Annotated in this window: 15 protein-coding genes; 8 read left to right on the top strand and 7 right to left on the bottom strand. The window is 56.5% G+C overall.

Features of this window, described 5'->3' with window-relative positions:
• The first annotated feature begins 196 nt into the window (after positions 1 to 196).
• Positions 197 to 2,209, top strand: coding sequence for an excinuclease ABC subunit UvrC (uvrC, locus tag AC50YL_RS14130; RefSeq protein WP_494832849.1), 2,013 nt, complete (start codon positions 197 to 199; stop codon positions 2,207 to 2,209).
• On the opposite strand, the gene AC50YL_RS14125 is transcribed toward uvrC, so the two are convergent.
• Together AC50YL_RS14125 and AC50YL_RS14120 are read right to left on the bottom strand one after the other, a co-directional pair.
• The gene (locus tag AC50YL_RS14125) at positions 2,178 to 3,812 is read right to left on the bottom strand and encodes a CPBP family intramembrane glutamic endopeptidase (RefSeq protein ID WP_494832848.1); all 1,635 of its coding nucleotides are present in this window, start codon (positions 3,810 to 3,812) and stop codon (positions 2,178 to 2,180) included. The two genes, uvrC and AC50YL_RS14125, sit on opposite strands and share 32 nt — an antisense overlap.
• Positions 3,813 to 4,110: 298 nt before the next feature.
• Positions 4,111 to 5,004, bottom strand: coding sequence for a LysR family transcriptional regulator (locus tag AC50YL_RS14120; RefSeq protein ID WP_494832847.1), 894 nt, complete (start codon positions 5,002 to 5,004; stop codon positions 4,111 to 4,113).
• A 285-nt stretch (positions 5,005 to 5,289) separates the two neighbouring features.
• Between AC50YL_RS14120 and AC50YL_RS14115 the strand changes: the two genes are divergently transcribed.
• The 4 genes from AC50YL_RS14115 to AC50YL_RS14100 all read left to right on the top strand — a co-directional run bounded on the left by AC50YL_RS14115 (position 5,290) and on the right by AC50YL_RS14100 (position 9,642).
• On the top strand, positions 5,290 to 5,961 hold the full coding sequence (locus tag AC50YL_RS14115) for a succinate dehydrogenase cytochrome b558 subunit (protein WP_494832846.1): 672 nt from the start codon (positions 5,290 to 5,292) through the stop codon (positions 5,959 to 5,961).
• Between the two features lie 24 nt (positions 5,962 to 5,985).
• On the top strand, positions 5,986 to 7,734 hold the full coding sequence (gene sdhA / locus AC50YL_RS14110) for a succinate dehydrogenase flavoprotein subunit (RefSeq protein WP_494832844.1): 1,749 nt from the start codon (positions 5,986 to 5,988) through the stop codon (positions 7,732 to 7,734).
• Positions 7,735 to 7,748: 14 nt separating this feature from the next.
• Positions 7,749 to 8,513 carry a succinate dehydrogenase iron-sulfur subunit gene (gene sdhB / locus AC50YL_RS14105; RefSeq protein ID WP_494832843.1) on the top strand — a complete coding sequence of 255 codons (765 nt, stop codon included), beginning with the start codon at positions 7,749 to 7,751 and terminating at the stop codon, positions 8,511 to 8,513.
• A 760-nt stretch (positions 8,514 to 9,273) separates the two neighbouring features.
• Entirely contained in the window at positions 9,274 to 9,642 is a 369-nt protein-coding gene (locus AC50YL_RS14100; RefSeq protein ID WP_494832842.1) for a DoxX family protein, read from the top strand.
• A gap of 166 nt (positions 9,643 to 9,808) precedes the next feature.
• Here the strand turns inward: AC50YL_RS14100 and AC50YL_RS14095 are convergent, their stop codons facing one another.
• Complete coding sequence (locus AC50YL_RS14095; RefSeq protein ID WP_328804003.1) at positions 9,809 to 10,117, bottom strand: winged helix-turn-helix transcriptional regulator; 309 nt, start codon at positions 10,115 to 10,117, stop codon at positions 9,809 to 9,811.
• A 271-nt stretch (positions 10,118 to 10,388) separates the two neighbouring features.
• On the opposite strand from AC50YL_RS14095, the gene AC50YL_RS14090 reads away from it, so the two are divergent.
• Positions 10,389 to 11,255 carry a DUF695 domain-containing protein gene (locus AC50YL_RS14090; protein ID WP_494832840.1) on the top strand — a complete coding sequence of 289 codons (867 nt, stop codon included), beginning with the start codon at positions 10,389 to 10,391 and terminating at the stop codon, positions 11,253 to 11,255.
• Here AC50YL_RS14090 and AC50YL_RS14085 read toward each other — a convergent pair.
• From AC50YL_RS14085 to AC50YL_RS14075, 3 genes are all read right to left on the bottom strand, one after another.
• Positions 11,220 to 12,131 (bottom strand): EamA family transporter, encoded by a 912-nt coding sequence (locus AC50YL_RS14085; protein ID WP_494832839.1) that lies wholly within the window; start codon positions 12,129 to 12,131, stop codon positions 11,220 to 11,222. The two genes, AC50YL_RS14090 and AC50YL_RS14085, sit on opposite strands and share 36 nt — an antisense overlap.
• 164 nt (positions 12,132 to 12,295) lie before the next feature.
• On the bottom strand, positions 12,296 to 13,105 hold the full coding sequence (locus AC50YL_RS14080; protein WP_494832837.1) for a histidinol-phosphatase: 810 nt from the start codon (positions 13,103 to 13,105) through the stop codon (positions 12,296 to 12,298).
• A gap of 11 nt (positions 13,106 to 13,116) precedes the next feature.
• On the bottom strand, positions 13,117 to 14,019 hold the full coding sequence (locus AC50YL_RS14075) for a LysR family transcriptional regulator (protein ID WP_494832835.1): 903 nt from the start codon (positions 14,017 to 14,019) through the stop codon (positions 13,117 to 13,119).
• Between the two features lie 185 nt (positions 14,020 to 14,204).
• Here AC50YL_RS14075 and AC50YL_RS14070 point away from each other — a divergent pair, with 185 nt between their 5' ends.
• Complete coding sequence (locus AC50YL_RS14070) at positions 14,205 to 15,476, top strand: MFS transporter (protein WP_494832834.1); 1,272 nt, start codon at positions 14,205 to 14,207, stop codon at positions 15,474 to 15,476.
• A 62-nt stretch (positions 15,477 to 15,538) separates the two neighbouring features.
• Positions 15,539 to 16,192 (top strand): metal-dependent hydrolase, encoded by a 654-nt coding sequence (locus AC50YL_RS14065; RefSeq protein ID WP_494832832.1) that lies wholly within the window; start codon positions 15,539 to 15,541, stop codon positions 16,190 to 16,192.
• Positions 16,193 to 16,257: 65 nt separating this feature from the next.
• On the opposite strand, the gene corA is transcribed toward AC50YL_RS14065, so the two are convergent.
• A complete protein-coding gene (corA, locus tag AC50YL_RS14060) occupies positions 16,258 to 17,193 on the bottom strand; it encodes a magnesium/cobalt transporter CorA (RefSeq protein WP_494832830.1) in 936 nt (311 codons plus the stop codon).
• Between the last annotated feature and the right edge of the window lie 85 nt (positions 17,194 to 17,278).

Raw genomic sequence — 17,278 nt, 5'->3', positions numbered from 1 at the left:
ATTCATTTTCCTCCTCTGGGGCGACATTGCTCCCCATAGTATACCCAACTTTCAGAATAATTGTAAAGGCGCAGAACGTGACAAAATTGAGGACGATTTCAGCGTGCGAGCGAATCGTCCGCCAACTTCTGCCGCCGCAAAACGAACGTATGTGTGGTACAATAAGAGTCAACGAAAGTCCGGGAGGAGGACGAGAATGGGGGAACACCAAGCAAACGAGACGGCCGCCGACAGGCGTCTCGCGGAAGAACGGATTCGCAGCAAGCTTGCGCTGCTGCCGGATCAGCCGGGCTGTTATCTAATGAAGGACGCCGGCGGAACCATCATCTATGTCGGCAAAGCGAAGGTGCTCAAGAATCGCGTGCGGTCGTATTTCAACGGCAGCCATAACGGCAAGACGCTGCGGCTCGTGTCGCTGATCCGCGATTTCGAATATATCGTCACGTCCAGCAACATGGAGGCGCTCATCCTGGAGTGCAACCTGATCAAGCAGTACCATCCGAGATATAACGTGCTGCTGAAGGACGACAAGTCGTTTCCGTATATCAAGATCACGAGCGAGGCGCATCCGAAGCTCGAGGTGACGCGGCGCATCGTGAAGGACAAAGGCAAATATTTCGGTCCTTATCCGAACGCGTTCGCCGCCCAGCAGACCAAGAAGCTGCTCGACCGGCTGTATCCGCTGCGCAAATGCGGAACGCTGCCGGACAAAGTATGCTTGTATTACCACATGGGCCAATGCGTGGCGCCGTGCGAATTCGACATCGCGCCGGGCACCTACGAGGCGATGGTGCAGGAGATCACGCGCTTCCTAGGCGGCGGCCACGACGAAGTGAAGAAGGCGCTGCAGTCCAAGATGGAGGCGGCCGCCGAGCAGATGGAGTTCGAGCGTGCGAAGGAATTCCGCGATCAGATCATCGCGATCGACGCCGTCATGGAGAAGCAGAAGATTACGATGAACGACGCGATGGACCGCGACGTGTTCGGATTCTCGGTCGATAAAGGCTGGATGTGCGTGCAGATCATGTACATGCGGCAGGGCAAGCTAATCGAACGCCGCGCGACGATGTTTCCGTATTACGGCAATGCTTACGATGATTTCATGACGTTCGTGACGCAGTATTACTCGGAGAATCCGGCGCTGCCGAAGGAAGTTTTCCTGCCGGCGGCGCTGCAGGCGGGCGAATCGGGACTGGAGTCGGAAAGCGACGCCGACGCCGTGGCAGCGTCCGCCCAGCAGCCGGTCCAGATGGCCGCGGAGTCGCGGGAATCCTACATGGACGGCGACGCGGCGCTTGCGTCCGCGCTGGAGGATGATGCGGGGGATGCCGACAGCCCGGCTGCCGGCTCGCCGGAGGAAGAGCTGCGGAATTCTTTGCAGAAATGGCTGAAAGTGAAAGTATTCATTCCGCAGCGCGGGCGCAAGAAAGACGTAGTCGCAATGGCCGTGCATAACGCCAAGATGACGCTGGAGGAGAAATTCAAGCTGATCGAACGGGACGAAGACCGAACGTTCAAAGCGGCCGAAGGATTGGCCGAAGCGATCGGAATGGCGCAGGTCAGCCGTATCGAAGCGTTCGATAACTCCAACATCCAAGGCACGGATCCCGTATCGGCGATGGTCGTTTTCACGGACGGCAAGCCGGATAAGAAGGAATACCGCAAGTACAAAATCAAGACCGTCAAAGGCCCGGACGATTACGAGACGATGCGGGAAGTGATCCGCCGACGCTATGAACGCGTGCTGAAGGAAGGCCTGCAAATGCCCGATCTCATCATCGTGGACGGCGGGCGGGGACAGATCTCCGCCGCGCTGGACGTGCTGGAGAACGAGCTCGGCTTGCTGGTGCCGGTATGCGGCCTCGTCAAGGACGCCAAGCATAAGACGGCGCAACTCATGACGGGCGATCCGCCCGAGGTTGTGCCGCTTGCCCGCGACAGCCAGGCGTTCTACCTGCTGCAGCGGATCCAGGACGAGGTGCATCGCTTCGCCATCACCTTTCACCGCGAGCAGCGGGGCAAGTCGATGGTGGCGTCTCGCCTGGACGCGATTCCCGGCATCGGCGAGAAGCGCCGGAAGGCGCTGCTGAAGCATTTCGGCTCGATCAAAAAAATAAAAGAGGCCGGAATCGAAGATTTCCGGCCGCTGTCCATCGGCGAGAAGCTCGCCGCGCAAATTATCGAAGCATTGAGGGAGGAGCCGTCATAGACGGTCTCGGCCCTCTTTTTTTGTCCCATATCCGGAAGAGCCAGGCAATCGGAATCGGCAGGACGATGTAGACGATGCCGACCAGCACGTCGCCGACGTCGCCCATGAACATCAGCGAGATAGCCATCATCGTGCTGTCGAACACCGCATGCGCGAACAGCACGGTAATGAAGCCGAAACGCAGGAACATGAAGCTGAAGACAAGGCCGATGATCGTCAGCTCCAGCAGCCGCGTCGTCGACGGGAAGATCGGGTACGTGACATGGCCGAGCGCCCAGATGATCGTCGGAATCAGCGAAGCGACGAACGAGTTTTTGAACCAGCGCTTCATCAGTCCGATGCCAAACAAGCGGAACACGGCTTCTTCCGAGATGGCGGCGCACCAGGCCAGCAGCGGGAATGCCCATGGAATCGCCAGGTTATACGTCGATTGCGTCACGTCGGTCGTGGCCCAAGAACCGTACACCTTCATGAGGACGATAAAAATGATCGTTTGCAGCCCGAGAAGCGCGAACGCCGTCAAATAGCCGAGCCACATGCTGCGCCATACGTATTCGCCGTAACCCGACTGGCCGAAGCGCGGCCACAGGTTGCGTCCCATCGATTTCCACAGGCCGTCTCCGCCGACGAGCGAGAAGTACACGGCCAGCGCCATGACCACGGTAACGAGGCAAGTGACGATGACGGCCGCGGCGGCGAGCACGTTGCCGTCGGTCGATTCGCCGTAACCGGCCAGCAACCCGTCCTTCATATTGATATCGTTGACGAGATACATGCCGAGGAACAGCAGGGAAACCACGATTCCCCTCAGGAACGAGCTGTGCTTCCGGTACAGCGACGCATAGATGATGGCTAATATAAACAGGACGAACGAGAGGAACAAGCTTCCGATCGTCGATAAATAATTGGCAAGGCTCTTCTGCTTGTTCACGTAGTCGGAATAACTGTCCGGCACGACGTAATGCGGTTTGAACGAGGTGATCCTGAAGCTGCCGTCCGTCAGCTTCTCGCTGCGGATGTCGAGATGCAGCTTTGCCTGCCCGACGGCGGCAGTCGTTTGCTCGAAGACGATCCGGCCGGTATCCGGATACGTCCGGTAGACCGTGAGCTCCGACTTGTTATAGCCCTTGGAAGCGGCAAAGGACAGCGCGGTGTCGGTCAATGCTTTGCCCTCGGCTGGCAAGGCCTGCGATTCGTTCAGCCTGTTCCAGGCCACGACCGTGCCTTTCTGCATGTGGATATAGACGAATACGACGCTGCCGTCCGGCATGTCGGCGGTGACTTGAAAGGTGTCGGTCGGCAGCGTCTTGTCGTATTTGTCCTCGTAGCTGCGGGTCAGCTTGTTTTTCTCCAGGTAGCCGTAAAGCAGGCTGTCCGATTGATGGACGGCATGCACGCGCTCGGGCCGGCTCGCGAACTGCTTTTGCACGAAGGCCGCCGCCGTTTCCTCCGCCGCGCTTTTCTCGATGACCGGTTCGCTGTTGCTGGAGAAGAACGAGTCCGCCGTCGTGGGGATGATTTGAATAAGCAAGTAGATAATGAGTCCAATTCCGGCCAACCAACCGTACAATTTCCAATTCGGCTTTAGCTGCAACGAATCCATCCGGCACCTCGTTCGTTCAAATTCTTCGATCGCGATCGCATACTAGCTTACCTTAACATAACCCCGGCAAGATTATCCATGCCTTGAAGCGGTACCGCAAGCTGTCCCCGCGGTAGAAACGCTTGTCATAATCATATTCGCGGAATCGCGGCAATAACACGTCAATCGGACGCAACGGAGACGAAAAATGCCGTGCCTTCTTATCATCGGCCGCGCCGCGGGAATCATCCATGGTATTGGATACGAAAATTGGCAAACAATAAAGACAGGGCCTGCTCGGTCCTGTCTTTATACCGCTCTAAGGCTGCTTGTAATGGGAAGCCATTTCGTCGATCCACAGCCGAACCGCGGGACTCATGCTTTCGGAATGATCGAAGATGAGCGAGGTCGTGCGTTTCGACTCCTCGAGTTCCGGGATCGGCACGACCTGCAGGTCGTTGTCGGCCAGCATCTGCGGACGCAAATACGATTTGGGCAGGAGCGTCGCGGCGCGGCAGGTATGCAGCAGCCGGAGTATGGCCTCGAACGAGTCGATTTCCATGCGGACGTCGGGCAGCAGGCGGTATTTCTCGAACAGCTCGTCCGTGAGGATCCGGTACCACGTGCCCTTGGAGAACAGAATCATCGGCAGGCCGTTCAAATCGGTGATGACCGGCGCGTGTTTCTCCATTATAGAATGGTTGCGCGGCAGCACGAGCACGAGATGGTCGTCGAAGAGGGGCACGCAATTGAGCTGCGCATCGTCGATCCGGGAAGCGACGATGCCGAGATCGGCCTTATGCTCGCGGACGAGGGTGACGATTTCATGCGTTTTGCCGGTAATCGCCTTGATGTCGAGTTCCGGACTGTGCGCGGTCAGGGCCTGTATGAGATCGGGCAGCGACGTCTGCAGGGTCGTCAAACTCGCTCCGATCGTGAACGTGGTGCGTCCGGTATGCTTGTATTCCGCGAGCAGCTTGAGGAACCGCAGATGCTGCTGACCCGCTTCAACGGCATAATCGTACGTAAGCTGGCCGATGCGCGTCAGCTCGAGCCGCTTGCCGATCCGGCGGAAGAGCAGCGCGCCGAGCTCCTGCTCGAGCTTGGCGATTTTCCGCGAAAGCGCGGGCTGGGAGAGGTTCAGCGCGGCCGATGCTTTGTTCATGCTGGACTGTTCGACGACGACGGCAAACATGTTCAATTCTTCGAGCATAGGGGATGACCACCTTCGTTTAAGTTACATATGCAAATTGGTTATAACTTTTAATGAATAATAAGCAATTCCATTATAAGCGCAAAAGGAGTATCATGTGAAATGTGACCATTATGTGTAAATCTTTATTTAAGCTGGATGGATTTTCGCGCGTATCGATTTCCGTCCCGATTACAGGGAAGAAACCTTGTTGACGCCTTTTTGGGCGAGGGTTACAATGGAGAATGGTTTTGGCGAATAATGGCGAATGCAACCCCACAGTTTGGAAAGGAGAACGTTTACGTTATGAAAGGAAATTCGTATTTATCGCGCAAGATCCACTCCTTGCTCGGAGTTATCCCGCTCGGCCTGTTCCTTATCGAACACATGATAACGAACTATTCGGCCTACGAGAAGGGGGCGCAGGGGTTCAAGGATAGCGTCAAGTTTTTGAACGATCTGCCGCTGGTTTTCTTCCTGGAGCTTTTCGGCATCTGGCTGCCGCTGCTGTTTCACGGGGTATATGGCCTGTACGTGGCTTACCAGTCCAATCTCAATACCGGCCGATTCCAATACGGCCGCAACTGGGCGTTCATGCTGCAGCGGATTTCGGGCGTGATTACGTTCATCTTTATTTTCTGGCATCTGTACCAAACGCGATTCCAAGTCATGGTCGGCAACGTCACGCACGAGCAGCTTGGCGACCAGATGCATACGATTACGTCGAACGGCTTTTACTTCGTGCTTTACATCATCGGGGTTATCGCGGCGACGTTCCACTTCAGCAACGGCATGTGGGCATTCCTTGTCAGCTGGGGCATCACGATCGGCCCGCGCGCGCAGCGCATTTCTTCTTTCGTTTGGCTGGGCGTTTTCGTCATCGTGGCGGCCTTGTTCCTGCTGTCGCTCGTGTCGTTCCGCGGCGACGAATTCAAAGAGGCGGCTTCCGCTGCCCTGCAAATGACGAATCTCGTTTAAGTTCAAGACAAGGAGTGAAAAGGAATGGCTAAAAATAGAATTATTGTCGTTGGCGGCGGTCTCGCCGGCCTAATGGCTACGATAAAAGCCGCGGAGGCCGGCGTGCACGTCGACCTGTTCTCGGTCGTGCCGGTCAAGCGGTCGCACTCCGTCTGCGCGCAAGGCGGCATCAACGGCGCCGTGAATACGAAGGGCGAAGGCGACTCCACCTGGGAGCATTTCGACGATACGGTATACGGCGGCGACTTCCTGGCGAACCAACCGCCGGTCAAAGCGATGTGCGATGCAGCGCCGGGGATCATTCACTTGATGGACCGGATGGGCGTCATGTTCAGCCGTACGCCGGAAGGTTTGCTGGACTTCCGCCGTTTCGGCGGCACGCAGTATCACCGTACGGCATTTGCCGGCGCGACGACGGGACAGCAGCTGCTGTACGCGCTGGACGAGCAGGTTCGCCGCTGGGAAACGGCCGGGCTCGTGACGAAACGCGAGCACTGGGAGTTCATGGGCGCGATTCTGGACGACGACGGCATCTGCCGCGGCGTGTCCGCGCAAGACTTGCGCACGATGGAGATTCATACGTTCTCGGCTGACGCGACCATTCTCGCTTCCGGCGGCCCCGGCATTATTTTCGGGAAAACGACGAACTCCGTCATCAATACGGGGACGGCCGCGAGCGCGGTCTACCAGCAAGGCGTCTATTACGCCAACGGCGAATTCATTCAAATTCACCCCACCGCGATTCCGGGCGACGACAAGCTGCGCCTGATGTCCGAATCCGCGCGCGGCGAAGGCGGCCGGATCTGGACGTACAAAGACGGCAAGCCTTGGTACTTCCTCGAAGAGAAGTACCCGGCGTACGGCAACCTCGTGCCGCGCGACATCGCGACGCGCGAGATCTTCGCGGTCTGCGTCGACGAGAAGCTCGGCATCAACGGCGAGAACATGGTCTACCTTGACCTCTCCCACAAAGATCCGAAGGAGCTGGACGTGAAGCTCGGCGGCATCATCGAGATCTACGAGAAGTTCACGGGCGACGACCCGCGGAAGATTCCGATGAAGATTTTCCCGGCGGTTCACTATTCCATGGGCGGCATGTGGGTCGATTTCAATCAAATGACGAACATCCCGGGCTTGTTCGCATGCGGCGAATGCGAATACCAATATCACGGCGCGAACCGTCTCGGCGCGAACTCCCTGCTCTCCGCCATCTACGGCGGCATGATCACGGGACCGAAAGCCGTCGAATACATCAAGGGCCTGAAAAAATCGGCCGACGACATCTCCTCCTCGGTGTTCGACAGCGAGAAGAAACGTCAAACCGACAAGTACGAAAACATCTTGAAAATGGACGGTACCGAGAACGCCTACGTCCTGCACAAAGAGCTTGGCGAATTGATGACGAACAACATGACGGTCGTCCGGTTCAACAAGCGTCTGGAAGAAACGATCGCGACGATCAAGGATCTGAAGCAGCGCTACAAAAACATCAACATCAACGATACGGCGCGCTGGAACAATGCCGGCGTGGCGTTCACCCGCCAACTGTGGAACATGATGGAGCTGTCCGAAGCGATGACGCTGGGCGCCCTCATGCGCAACGAAAGCCGCGGCGCGCATTACAAACCGGAATTCCCGGAACGCAACGACGAGGAGTTCCTGAAGACGACCAAGGCCAAATGGACGGCCGAAGGCCCGCAAATCTCGTACGAGGAAGTCGACGTCTCGCTGATCACGCCGCGTAAACGCGACTACTCCAAAGACAAATCATAGGAAGGAGAATAACGATGGCGGAAACAGCAGTAGCAACTAAAACGGTTAAGCTGGTCATTACGCGTCAAGACGCTCCGGATTCCGCGCCGTATACGGAAGAATTCGAAGTTCCGTACCGCGCGAACATGAACGTAATCAGCGCCCTGATGGAAATTCAGCGTAACCCGAAGAAACGCGACGGGCAGAAAACGTCTCCGGTTTGTTGGGAATCCAACTGTCTGGAGGAGGTCTGCGGCGCTTGCTCCATGGTCATCAACGGCAAGCCGCGCCAAGCGTGCAGCTCGCTGATCGATCAATTGGAACAGCCGATTCGCTTGCAGCCGATGAGCACTTTCCCGATCGTGCGCGACTTGGTCATCAACCGCGAGCGCATGTTCAACGCCTTGAAGCGCGTCAAAGCCTGGATCCCGATCGACGGTACGTACGATCTCGGGCCCGGCCCGCGCATGGCGGAAACGAAGCGCCAATGGGCGTATGAGCTGTCGAAATGCATGACTTGCGGCGTCTGCCTGGAGTCGTGCCCGAACGTGAACGACCGCAACAGCTTCATCGGTCCGGCGGCGATCTCGCAAGTTCGCTTGTTCAATGCGCATCCGACGGGCGAAATGAACAAGGAAGAGCGTCTGGAAGCCTTGATGGAAGACGGCGGCATCGAAGGCTGCGGCAACTCGCAGAACTGCGTACGCTCATGCCCGAAAGGCATCCCGCTCACGACTTCGATCGCGGCGATCAACAAGGATACGACGAAGCATTTGTTCAAGAAATGGCTGGGCATGTAAGCTCACGTTTTGCGATGGGCGCTCTCGTGGTGCTCCGCACCAAAGTCGCGCCCATTCGCAAAACCTGCGCGGCAGGTTTTTAGATCTGAAGAAGCCGTTCCCGGGTACCTCGGGAACGGCTTCTTGTGTGCGGTCGCGTTGCTCCGCTTGTAGAGCGAGGGCTCCGGTTTTGCGATGGGCGCTCTCGTGGTGCTCCGCACCAAAATCGCGCCCATTCGCCAAACCTGCGCGGCAGGTTTTTAGATCTGAAGAAGCCGTTCCCGGGTACCTCGGGAACGGCTTCTTGTGTGCGGTCGCGTTGCTCCGCTTGTAGAGCGGGGGCTCCGGTTTTGCAATGGGCGCTCTCGTGGTGCTCCGCACCAAAGTCGCACCCATTCGCCAAACCTGCGCGGCAGGGTTTTAGATCTGAAGAAGCCGTTCCCGCGTAACTCGGGAACGGCTTCTTGTGTGCGGTCGCGTTGCTCCGCTTGTAGAGCGGGGGCTCCGGTTTTGCGATGGGCGCTCTCGTGGTGCTCCGCACCAAAATCGCGCCCATTCGCCAAACCTGCGCGGCAGGTTTTTTAGGGCGAATCTGAAGAAGCGGTTCCCGGGTATCTCGGGAACCGCTTCTTTTAGTAATCGAAAGGTCATTTAGAGCTAGGAAAGCCGCATGGTTTCGAAAATGCGCAATGGCTCCGAAAATGTGCCCTCTTCTCAAGAACGATCCCCTGGATTCATAATGAAGGGAGTAACGCATTAAAATCCTGGGGTGGTTCATGGCATGTCGATATTGAGCCTTGTTTTGCAGATTGTTTTGATGCTGGCTTTCCTCTTGGGCGGCAGCATGAACGTTGCGGGAGTCAAAGCGCAGATCGAAGCCTTTCGTCATTTGCGGCTGCCTCAGTGGTTCCGCGTCTTGACCGGTCTGTTTCAGTTGATCGGGGTTGCCGGTCTGGTGATAGGCTTCTGGAAGCCGGGGATCCTGGCATGGGTCGGAAGCTGGTTCGCCGTCATGATGCTAATCGCGGTAGTTGCGCATGTCCGGGTCAAGGATTCATTCGGCAAAGCGCTGCCCGCGCTCGTGCTCGCGATTATTGCGATCGTTCTTCTTGCCAACAATGCGGAAGGCTTCCGGCATCCGTTCTCGTAAGCAGCTCCTTCGACCTTGGTTGGATGAATGGACAGCAAAAAGCCTTCGCATCATACGCGAAGGCTTCTTTGCCGTAACAAGTTTTTGCTGTAATAACCATTGTCTACTTGACCGCGGATAATCGCGGGGACCGCTATGAAAGCAAAGCCGCGTCACGTTCGGCGGCTTAGCACCAGTGTTCGCCCCAATCTTGAATGGATCGGATAACGGGCTCCAGTCCTCGCCCTTTCTCGGTCAATTCGTATTCGATCCGGACGGGCATCTCCGGATAGACGCTCCGTTTGATGATGTCGGCATGTTCCAATTCCTTCATCCGGTCCGTAAGCATTTTGTCGCTCATTTCCGGAATCTGCTCTTTGATTTCCTTGAACCGTTTCGGTCCGCCCAACAGAACGCGTATAATCAAGCCGGTCCATTTTTTTCCGAGCATCTCGGTTGCGCATTCATATTTTGGGCACATTTTGGATAAATCCACGTTATCACCCCTCTTTGCTGCCTCTATTGTAACACAGGAGGTTTTGTAAAGGGAATGGATAATGGGCCTCCATCGAAGAAATACTTTTTATTTTTCGCCAACTATATTAAAGTAAGTACCTTGCTCGATCATCGATTTTGAAACTAGTGCTCATGAACTACGCGCGCTATGCCGAAATATTTTCTAGTACGCGGTGGAAGTCGGACTGCTATAATAGTGGGAAACAGTACGAGCTAAGGAAGCCGTTTATAGGACGGTATTGAGGTGCGCAATGACAGACAATTGGGGATTTTACGAACGTCGCGCAGGCAACGAGCAGATGCGGGTTCTTGTGAATATTGGGTATAAAGGCACGGCGCCGCTGGCGGATTATTCGGAGCTGCTGTCCGTGACCGTCAATCTGTATCCGGTTCGCGAGCGAAGCCGCAATAACAAGCAGGTTATCGTCCAGCTGGAAGAGCTGGAATCGAAGCTGGAACATTGGCTGAAACGCACTTCGGACGCGGTGTATATCGGACGCATCAACGCGGCGACGAGGCTGGAGTTCTACTATTATTTGGCCGGGGGGAAGCTGGGCGGGGAGACGCTCCGCGCGTGGTTGGACGAACAGTGGCCGCATCGGGCGCAGTCGTACATCAAGCCGGACCCGGATTGGGAATTTTACCGGTTCCTGCTGCCGGATTCGCTCGAAGAGCTGTTCGTCCACAACGCGCAGATGATCTACGCGCTGATCCATAAAGGCGACAAAATCGCGGAGCCGCGCAACGTCTATCATTGGCTGCTATTCCGCGCGGACGAGGACCGCATCTCGATGGAGGCGCAGTTGCAGGAGCAGGGGTACGTCATCGAGAAGGACAAGGAAAGCCAACCGGAGCAGGAGTACCCGTATCCGCTCGTCATCAGCAAGTACGAGGACGTTCGGCTGGATACGATCAACGCCCGCGTGCGCGAGCTGCACCGGCTGTTGGACGGCAGGGACGGCAGGTACGATGGCTGGGGTTCGGCGATGAGGCTGTCGGCCGCGAACCGGTTTCGCCGCTATATGAGACGCGGCAAGGATTCGGCGTATTCGACGTTGCGAAAGGTCTTCTCGCGGGGACAATCACAATCGAATCAGAATCAGCCCGGCAAACGTTAAGACGAAGGCCGACCACTGCAGCGCGTTTAGGCGTTCGCGGTATAAGACGATGGCTCCCGCGGCGACGACAAGGCTGTTCGCGGCAAAGATCGGTCCGGCGATACTGGCTTGTCCCGTTTGCAAGGCTACGGCATACAGCTGCAATCCGGCGTAAGAGAAGAGGCCGGCGATCAGTCCCCACTTCAATCCGACGGCGTTCGCTCGGCGGCTGCGACCGAGCGGTCCGGTATCCAGGCTGAATCTGCCTAACTTGCCAAGCGATCGGACCTGTGCCCGTTCCCGCGCCGCAACCCAGACGAATCCGGCCAAGGAGAGCAGGTATGCAACGAACAACACCGGCGTTCCGCCGAGCCCCAGTTCTTCGGTAACCTTCAGCCCTCCGTTGCGCAGCGCGAACAGCAGGATGCTAAGGCCGACGTACAGGTGCCACTTGGGCCGAATCGCCGTTTTCTTTCCGCCGAACTTGACCGTGATCAGCACGACCGCCATGAGCAGCAGCAGCACGCCCGCCAGCTCGAAGCCCGTCAACGCTTCGTCGTAGACGAAGGTGCCGAGCGCGATGACCAAGACGATGTTCATGTTCGTGAGCGGCGAGGTGAGGCTTGCCGGTCCGCACGCCAAGGCCTTCATGAACAAGGCGTTGCCAAGCGCCGATCCGGCGCCGATCAATAATCCCGCGATCCATATCCGCGGGTCGTTCAACGCGCCTCGGAGCGCATCTTCGACCAAGCCATGCACGCCGAAGCCGGCCGTGCCGGACAAATAAAGTCCCAGAAACAAATAGGCGGACGAACCGCCCTGCATCTGGGACACCTTCATCCACCAGCCCGCAAGACCGAAGAGCAAAGCGCTGCTGACGGCTGCCGCAAACCACATGAGGATTCACCTTTCTGCCGGGCGCGCGAAAATTTGTCATACAACTGCAATGTTCCTGTTATCGTCCCTTTACATTCGTGGGGTAAGATACTGACCAAGACCCCCTTTTGATTATATATGTGTTTGGACCTGCGGTGTGCAGGTCCACTTTTTTTTGTCCGGCCTTATAACGGGACGACGACAGGCTGCTTGTTCTTGTAGTACTGCCAATGTTTGAAGCCGATTTCCTTCAAGCGTTTCGCGACATTCTCCCAATCTTCGCCGACGCGTCTCGGCTTGTGCGCGTCGGAACCGAAGGTTACCGCAACGCCGTAGTGGCAAGCCCGCTCCAATATCGCATCCGACGGATACCAGCCGCCGACGTCCTTCGTGCCCCCGGACGTGTTGATCTCGATGGAGGCCTTGCTTTCGGCGATCAGGCGAAGCGCTTCATCGATGGCGTCGTCCGCAAGAATGTCCGAGAATGCCGGGTAATAGCCCTTCATGGCGTCGATATGACCGAGCACCTGGAACATGCCGCTCCGCGCGGATTCGCCGATCAACTTATAATAATGGCGTTTTTCTTCGATCTTGCTCTCCTCCGACAAGCCGTTCCAGCGGTTGCGGTTGAAGATGCTGACGCCGCGCGACTGATGCACGGAGCCGATGATGTAATCGAACGGATATTTGGCATAGGTGTCCCGATAGAGCGCCGCATGCTCGGGGAAAAAGTCCGATTCGACGCCGAGCAGGACGTCGATCCTGCCCTCGTACTTGGCTTTCAGCCGCAGCACTTCGTCGATGTAGTGCGCGAATTCGCTCTTGGCCATCGCGATGCCGGGATTCAGATGATCGCGGTCGCTCGCGAAGAAAGGGGAATGGTCGGATATGCCGATGACGCCGAGACCGGCCTTCAGCGCGGCTTTGATGTAATCTTCAATGTTGTCGTCCGCGTGTCCGCACCGGAAATGATGTGTATGTAAGTCGAATTTCATGAGATCCTCTCCTATTCGCTGCTGATGAATTGATCCTCGGGCATGCCTTTCAAATCGCTCAGAAATTGCTGCATGGCGGAGTTGATGTATCTCCCCGACTTATAGACGAGTCCGACGGGATGACTCATGTCCAGCTCGCCGACTTTGATGCGCTTCAGCGTGCCGAGGCGAACCTCGTTGGCGATGGACAGCTTGGAGACGACCGCGGCGCCGAGATTGATTTCCACCATTCGTTTGACTTCCTCGCTGCTGGACAGCTCCATGACGATATTCGGCTGGAGGTTGTATTTCCGGAAGATCTGATCCAGGAACCGGCGTCCCAGCGTATCGGGCGACAGCATGATCATCGGGATGTCCTTCAGCGATTCCACCGTAGTATGCTTCAAATCGCTCATGGGATGCTCCGGCGCGACGACCAGCTCGTACGTATCGTAATAGAGAATCGAGGTTTCCACGTTCGGATTGCGCTCGTTCAGGTACGTGATGCCGATATCGACGCTGCCATTCTCCACGCTAGTCATCACGCCCGAAGAAGGCATGGAATGAATGGTCGTTTTGATGAGCGGAAATTGGTTTTGAAAATAAGACAGGACGCGCGGCAGAATTTGAATGGCGATCGAGGAGGTGGTGCCGAGCACGATATGCCCCTGCGGCGTTTGGTTGAGATCGGACAGCTTCTGCTTGAGCTCCTCGACGATGGCGAGAATCCGCTCGGCATGATCCAGAAAGACTTGTCCGCGGTCCGTTAACGTCACGGGCTGATTCCGATCGATTAGCACCGCCTTGAACTCGTCTTCGAGACTTTTGACCTGAGCGGATACGGCCGGCTGCGTCAGGTTGAGCAGTTCACCCGCTTTGCGGAAGCTCATCGTCCGGGAAATCGTCAATAACGTTTCAAGCTGGTTTATGTTCACGGAATCCCTCCCTATCCATCAAAGATTTTTATCACAATACCATCCTATTATAAGTGATAAATGACGGAACAGCAAAGCGCGGTAGGGCCGGGACGGCTTAACAATACTTTTAAAAGGAATCCCGGGACCTTCGTCGAATGGTCTGGGTAGATAATGAGACAAAAGCGCTAAAAGGAGAGAAACGCATGAACCCGAAGGCAGTCAGAAGCTGGATTATGTACGATTGGGCGAACTCCGCATTCGCGACGACGATCATGGCTGCGGTCATGCCGGTGTTTTACAAAGAAGTGGCCGGCAAGGGGTTAGCGGGAAATACCGCGGAATCGTATTGGGGGTACACGCAGACGATCGCGATGTTGTTCGTTGCCGTGCTTTGTCCGATTTTGGGCGCGGTGGCGGACCATACGGGATCGAAGGTGCGTTTCTTATCGGTTTTCATGTTTCTTGGCGCGGCGGCGTGCATCGGCATGGCCTTCATCGGCGAGAACGGCTGGCTGCTCGCTTCGATATTGGTCATCATCGGCACGATCGGGTTTGCCGCTTCCAATACGTTTTACGACGCGCTGCTGCCCGAAGTCTCGACGCCGGACACGATGAACGCGGTCAGCAACAAAGGATACGCCATGGGCTATTTGGGCGGCGGGTTGCTGCTATTGGTTAATCTTGTTATGATTACTTCATTTGGAACGTTCGGCTTTCGGGATTCGACGGACGCTTCGCAAACCGTCTTCGCGATGGTCGGCGTCTGGTGGATCGTCTTCTCGCTGCCGATCATGCGGAACGTCAAGGAAAAGGCAAGGGACACGGCTTCCGGTTTCGGAGAAACGCTGAAGAACGGGTTTCGGCGGGTGAGAGGAACGTTCGCCACCTTGAAGCATTATCCGGAGCTGCTGAAATACATGGCTTCGTTCTGGTTCTTCAACGACGGGATCAACACCGTCATCGTCATGGCGACCATTTACGGCAGCGGCATCGGGATCGAAACGAACGACCTGATCGCGGCACTGCTCATCACCCAGTTCGTCGGCTATCCGAGCACGTTGTTATTCATCAAGTTCGCCTCGCGGATCGGGATCAAGAGATCGATCTACAGCTCGCTGTTCGTCTATATACTGATCGTGATTTTAGGGTTCTTCATGACGAACGCCTTGCATTTCTACCTGTTGGCCGGATTGGTAGGTTTAGTCCAGGGCGGCAGCCAGGCGACGGCAAGATCGTTGTACGCCGAGCTCGTTCCCCCGTCGCGGACGGCGGAGTTTTTCGGCTTCTTGAGCCTATCCAGCAAATTCGCTTCCGTCGCGGGGCCGTTCGTATTCGCGGTCGTCGGCTCGATAACCGGCTCAAGCCGCTACGGAATCCTGGCCTTGCTGGCATTCTTTATTATCGGAATCGCGATTCTCGTCTATGTGGACGTGGAGAAGGGGCGCAAGGAAGCGCTCGCGGGTGAAGCAGTTTAACGGGCTATTTCACTTATGTGTAACGCGCGCATCGGAGTCAGTCACCAAGAGAGGGGAAACACATGAAAGGAACGAGTCATTTGGCGATCGGAACCGCGATCGGCGTTGCCGCGGCGGCGAGCCATCCGTTCACGGCGAAGCATGCCGCGCTGTATGTCGCGGTGGCGGCATTCTCGGCGCTCGCCGCCGACCTGGACGGCACGAACATGCTGAGCGGCAAGCTGAACCGCACGGCGAAATGGATTCACGCGCTGCTGCTATGGGGCGGCATCGCGCTCAGCGGCACGACCGTGTATGAATACGCGGCGAAAAGTATCCTGCACATCGAATGGGCGGTCGCGGCAGGAGCCGTACTGCTGCTCGGCCTGGTGCTCAGCAACGGGGCGATCCGCAACGCGCTCGTCAGCGCGATCGGCGCGGCGCTGCTCTACGGCGGCTTTGCGGGCGGGATGGGCTGGCTGATCGGCCTCGGCGTCTACGTGGCCTGGGTACCGTGGTTGAATCACCGGGGGCTCAGCCATACGGTCTGGGCCGCTGCCGGGTGGTGGGCGATCGGACATGGGCTGGAAGGGCAGATCGGCTTGGACGGCATCGCCCAGACGGCGTTATGGGGCTATTTGTCGCATTTACTCGCGGATACGTTGACGCCGAGCGGCGTCAAATGGCTGTATCCGCTGACCAAGCAAACGTTCAAGCTGCCGCTCGGCAAGCTGTAGGCAAGGCGGATACGAATAAAGCTCCCCAAGGACCGATGAAGTCCGAGGAGAGCTTTTGTTGTTTGTCAGAGCCATTCTTTCTTGCGGAAAATAAAGAACATGCCGAACCCCAGCAGAAGCATGAATGTTAATAGGACGTAAGAGCCGCCGTGCATATGAAGCCCGGGAATAAAATCGAAGTTCATTCCGTAGATGCCGGTGATGAAGGTAAGGGGCATGAAGATCGTCGTCAGCGCCGTGAACACGCGCATGATTTCATTGGCGCGGTTGGCGAGGCTCGACTGGTACGCCTCCCGCAAGTTGCCCATGAGGTCGCGGTACGTCTCGAACGTCTCGGAGATTTTCACGGCGTTCTCGTAGATATCGCTGAAGTATTTTTGGAGCTGGTCGTCGATCAGCTTCAGATCTTTTTTGTTGAGCGTCGCGATGAGCTCCTTCTGCGGACCGAGCACTTTCTTCAGCCACAGGATCTCGCTTCGCAGACCGATGATTTCGTTCAGATGCGATTTCTTCGTGTGCATGAGTATGGCTTCTTCGAGGCTTTCGATGCGCACCTCGATCCGGTCGCCGACGAGGAAATAATTGTCCACGACGATATCGACGAGATGATAGAGGAAATGATCGGGACGGCTGACCTGCTCCTCCAGAAGAATCGGTTTCAGCGTGCGCAGCTCGTTGATTTTTTGTTTCGTTACGGTGATGATATAATGGCGTCCCAGAAAAATGTTCAAGGCCCGCAGGAAAATTTCTTCGTCGTCGAACCGGATGCTATTGATAACCAAAAAATAATGGCCTTCGTGAATTTCGATTTTCGGCCGCTGCTCCTCTTCGCTCAGGCAGTCCTCGACCGCCAGTTCATGGAGCGAGAATAACGGCTGCAGTACCGTAAGATCGTCGACGTCCGCGTCGATCCAATAAAAGCCTTCCGCGGGCGGAATCGTTGCGGTGGTGATGTCCTCGATCGGTTTGAATACGCCTTGCGTCACGTGACGGATTTTCATCCGCGCTCCTCCTCTCTTGCCCTAGTTGATCGTTTCCCGGATGCCGGCATGAGGGAGGGAGCATGTGCGAATACGCCTCTCGGGC

It is taken from the genome of Paenibacillus sp. J22P277, assembly GCF_059383675.1.
This window is presented reverse-complemented; position numbering and strand designations above follow the sequence as displayed.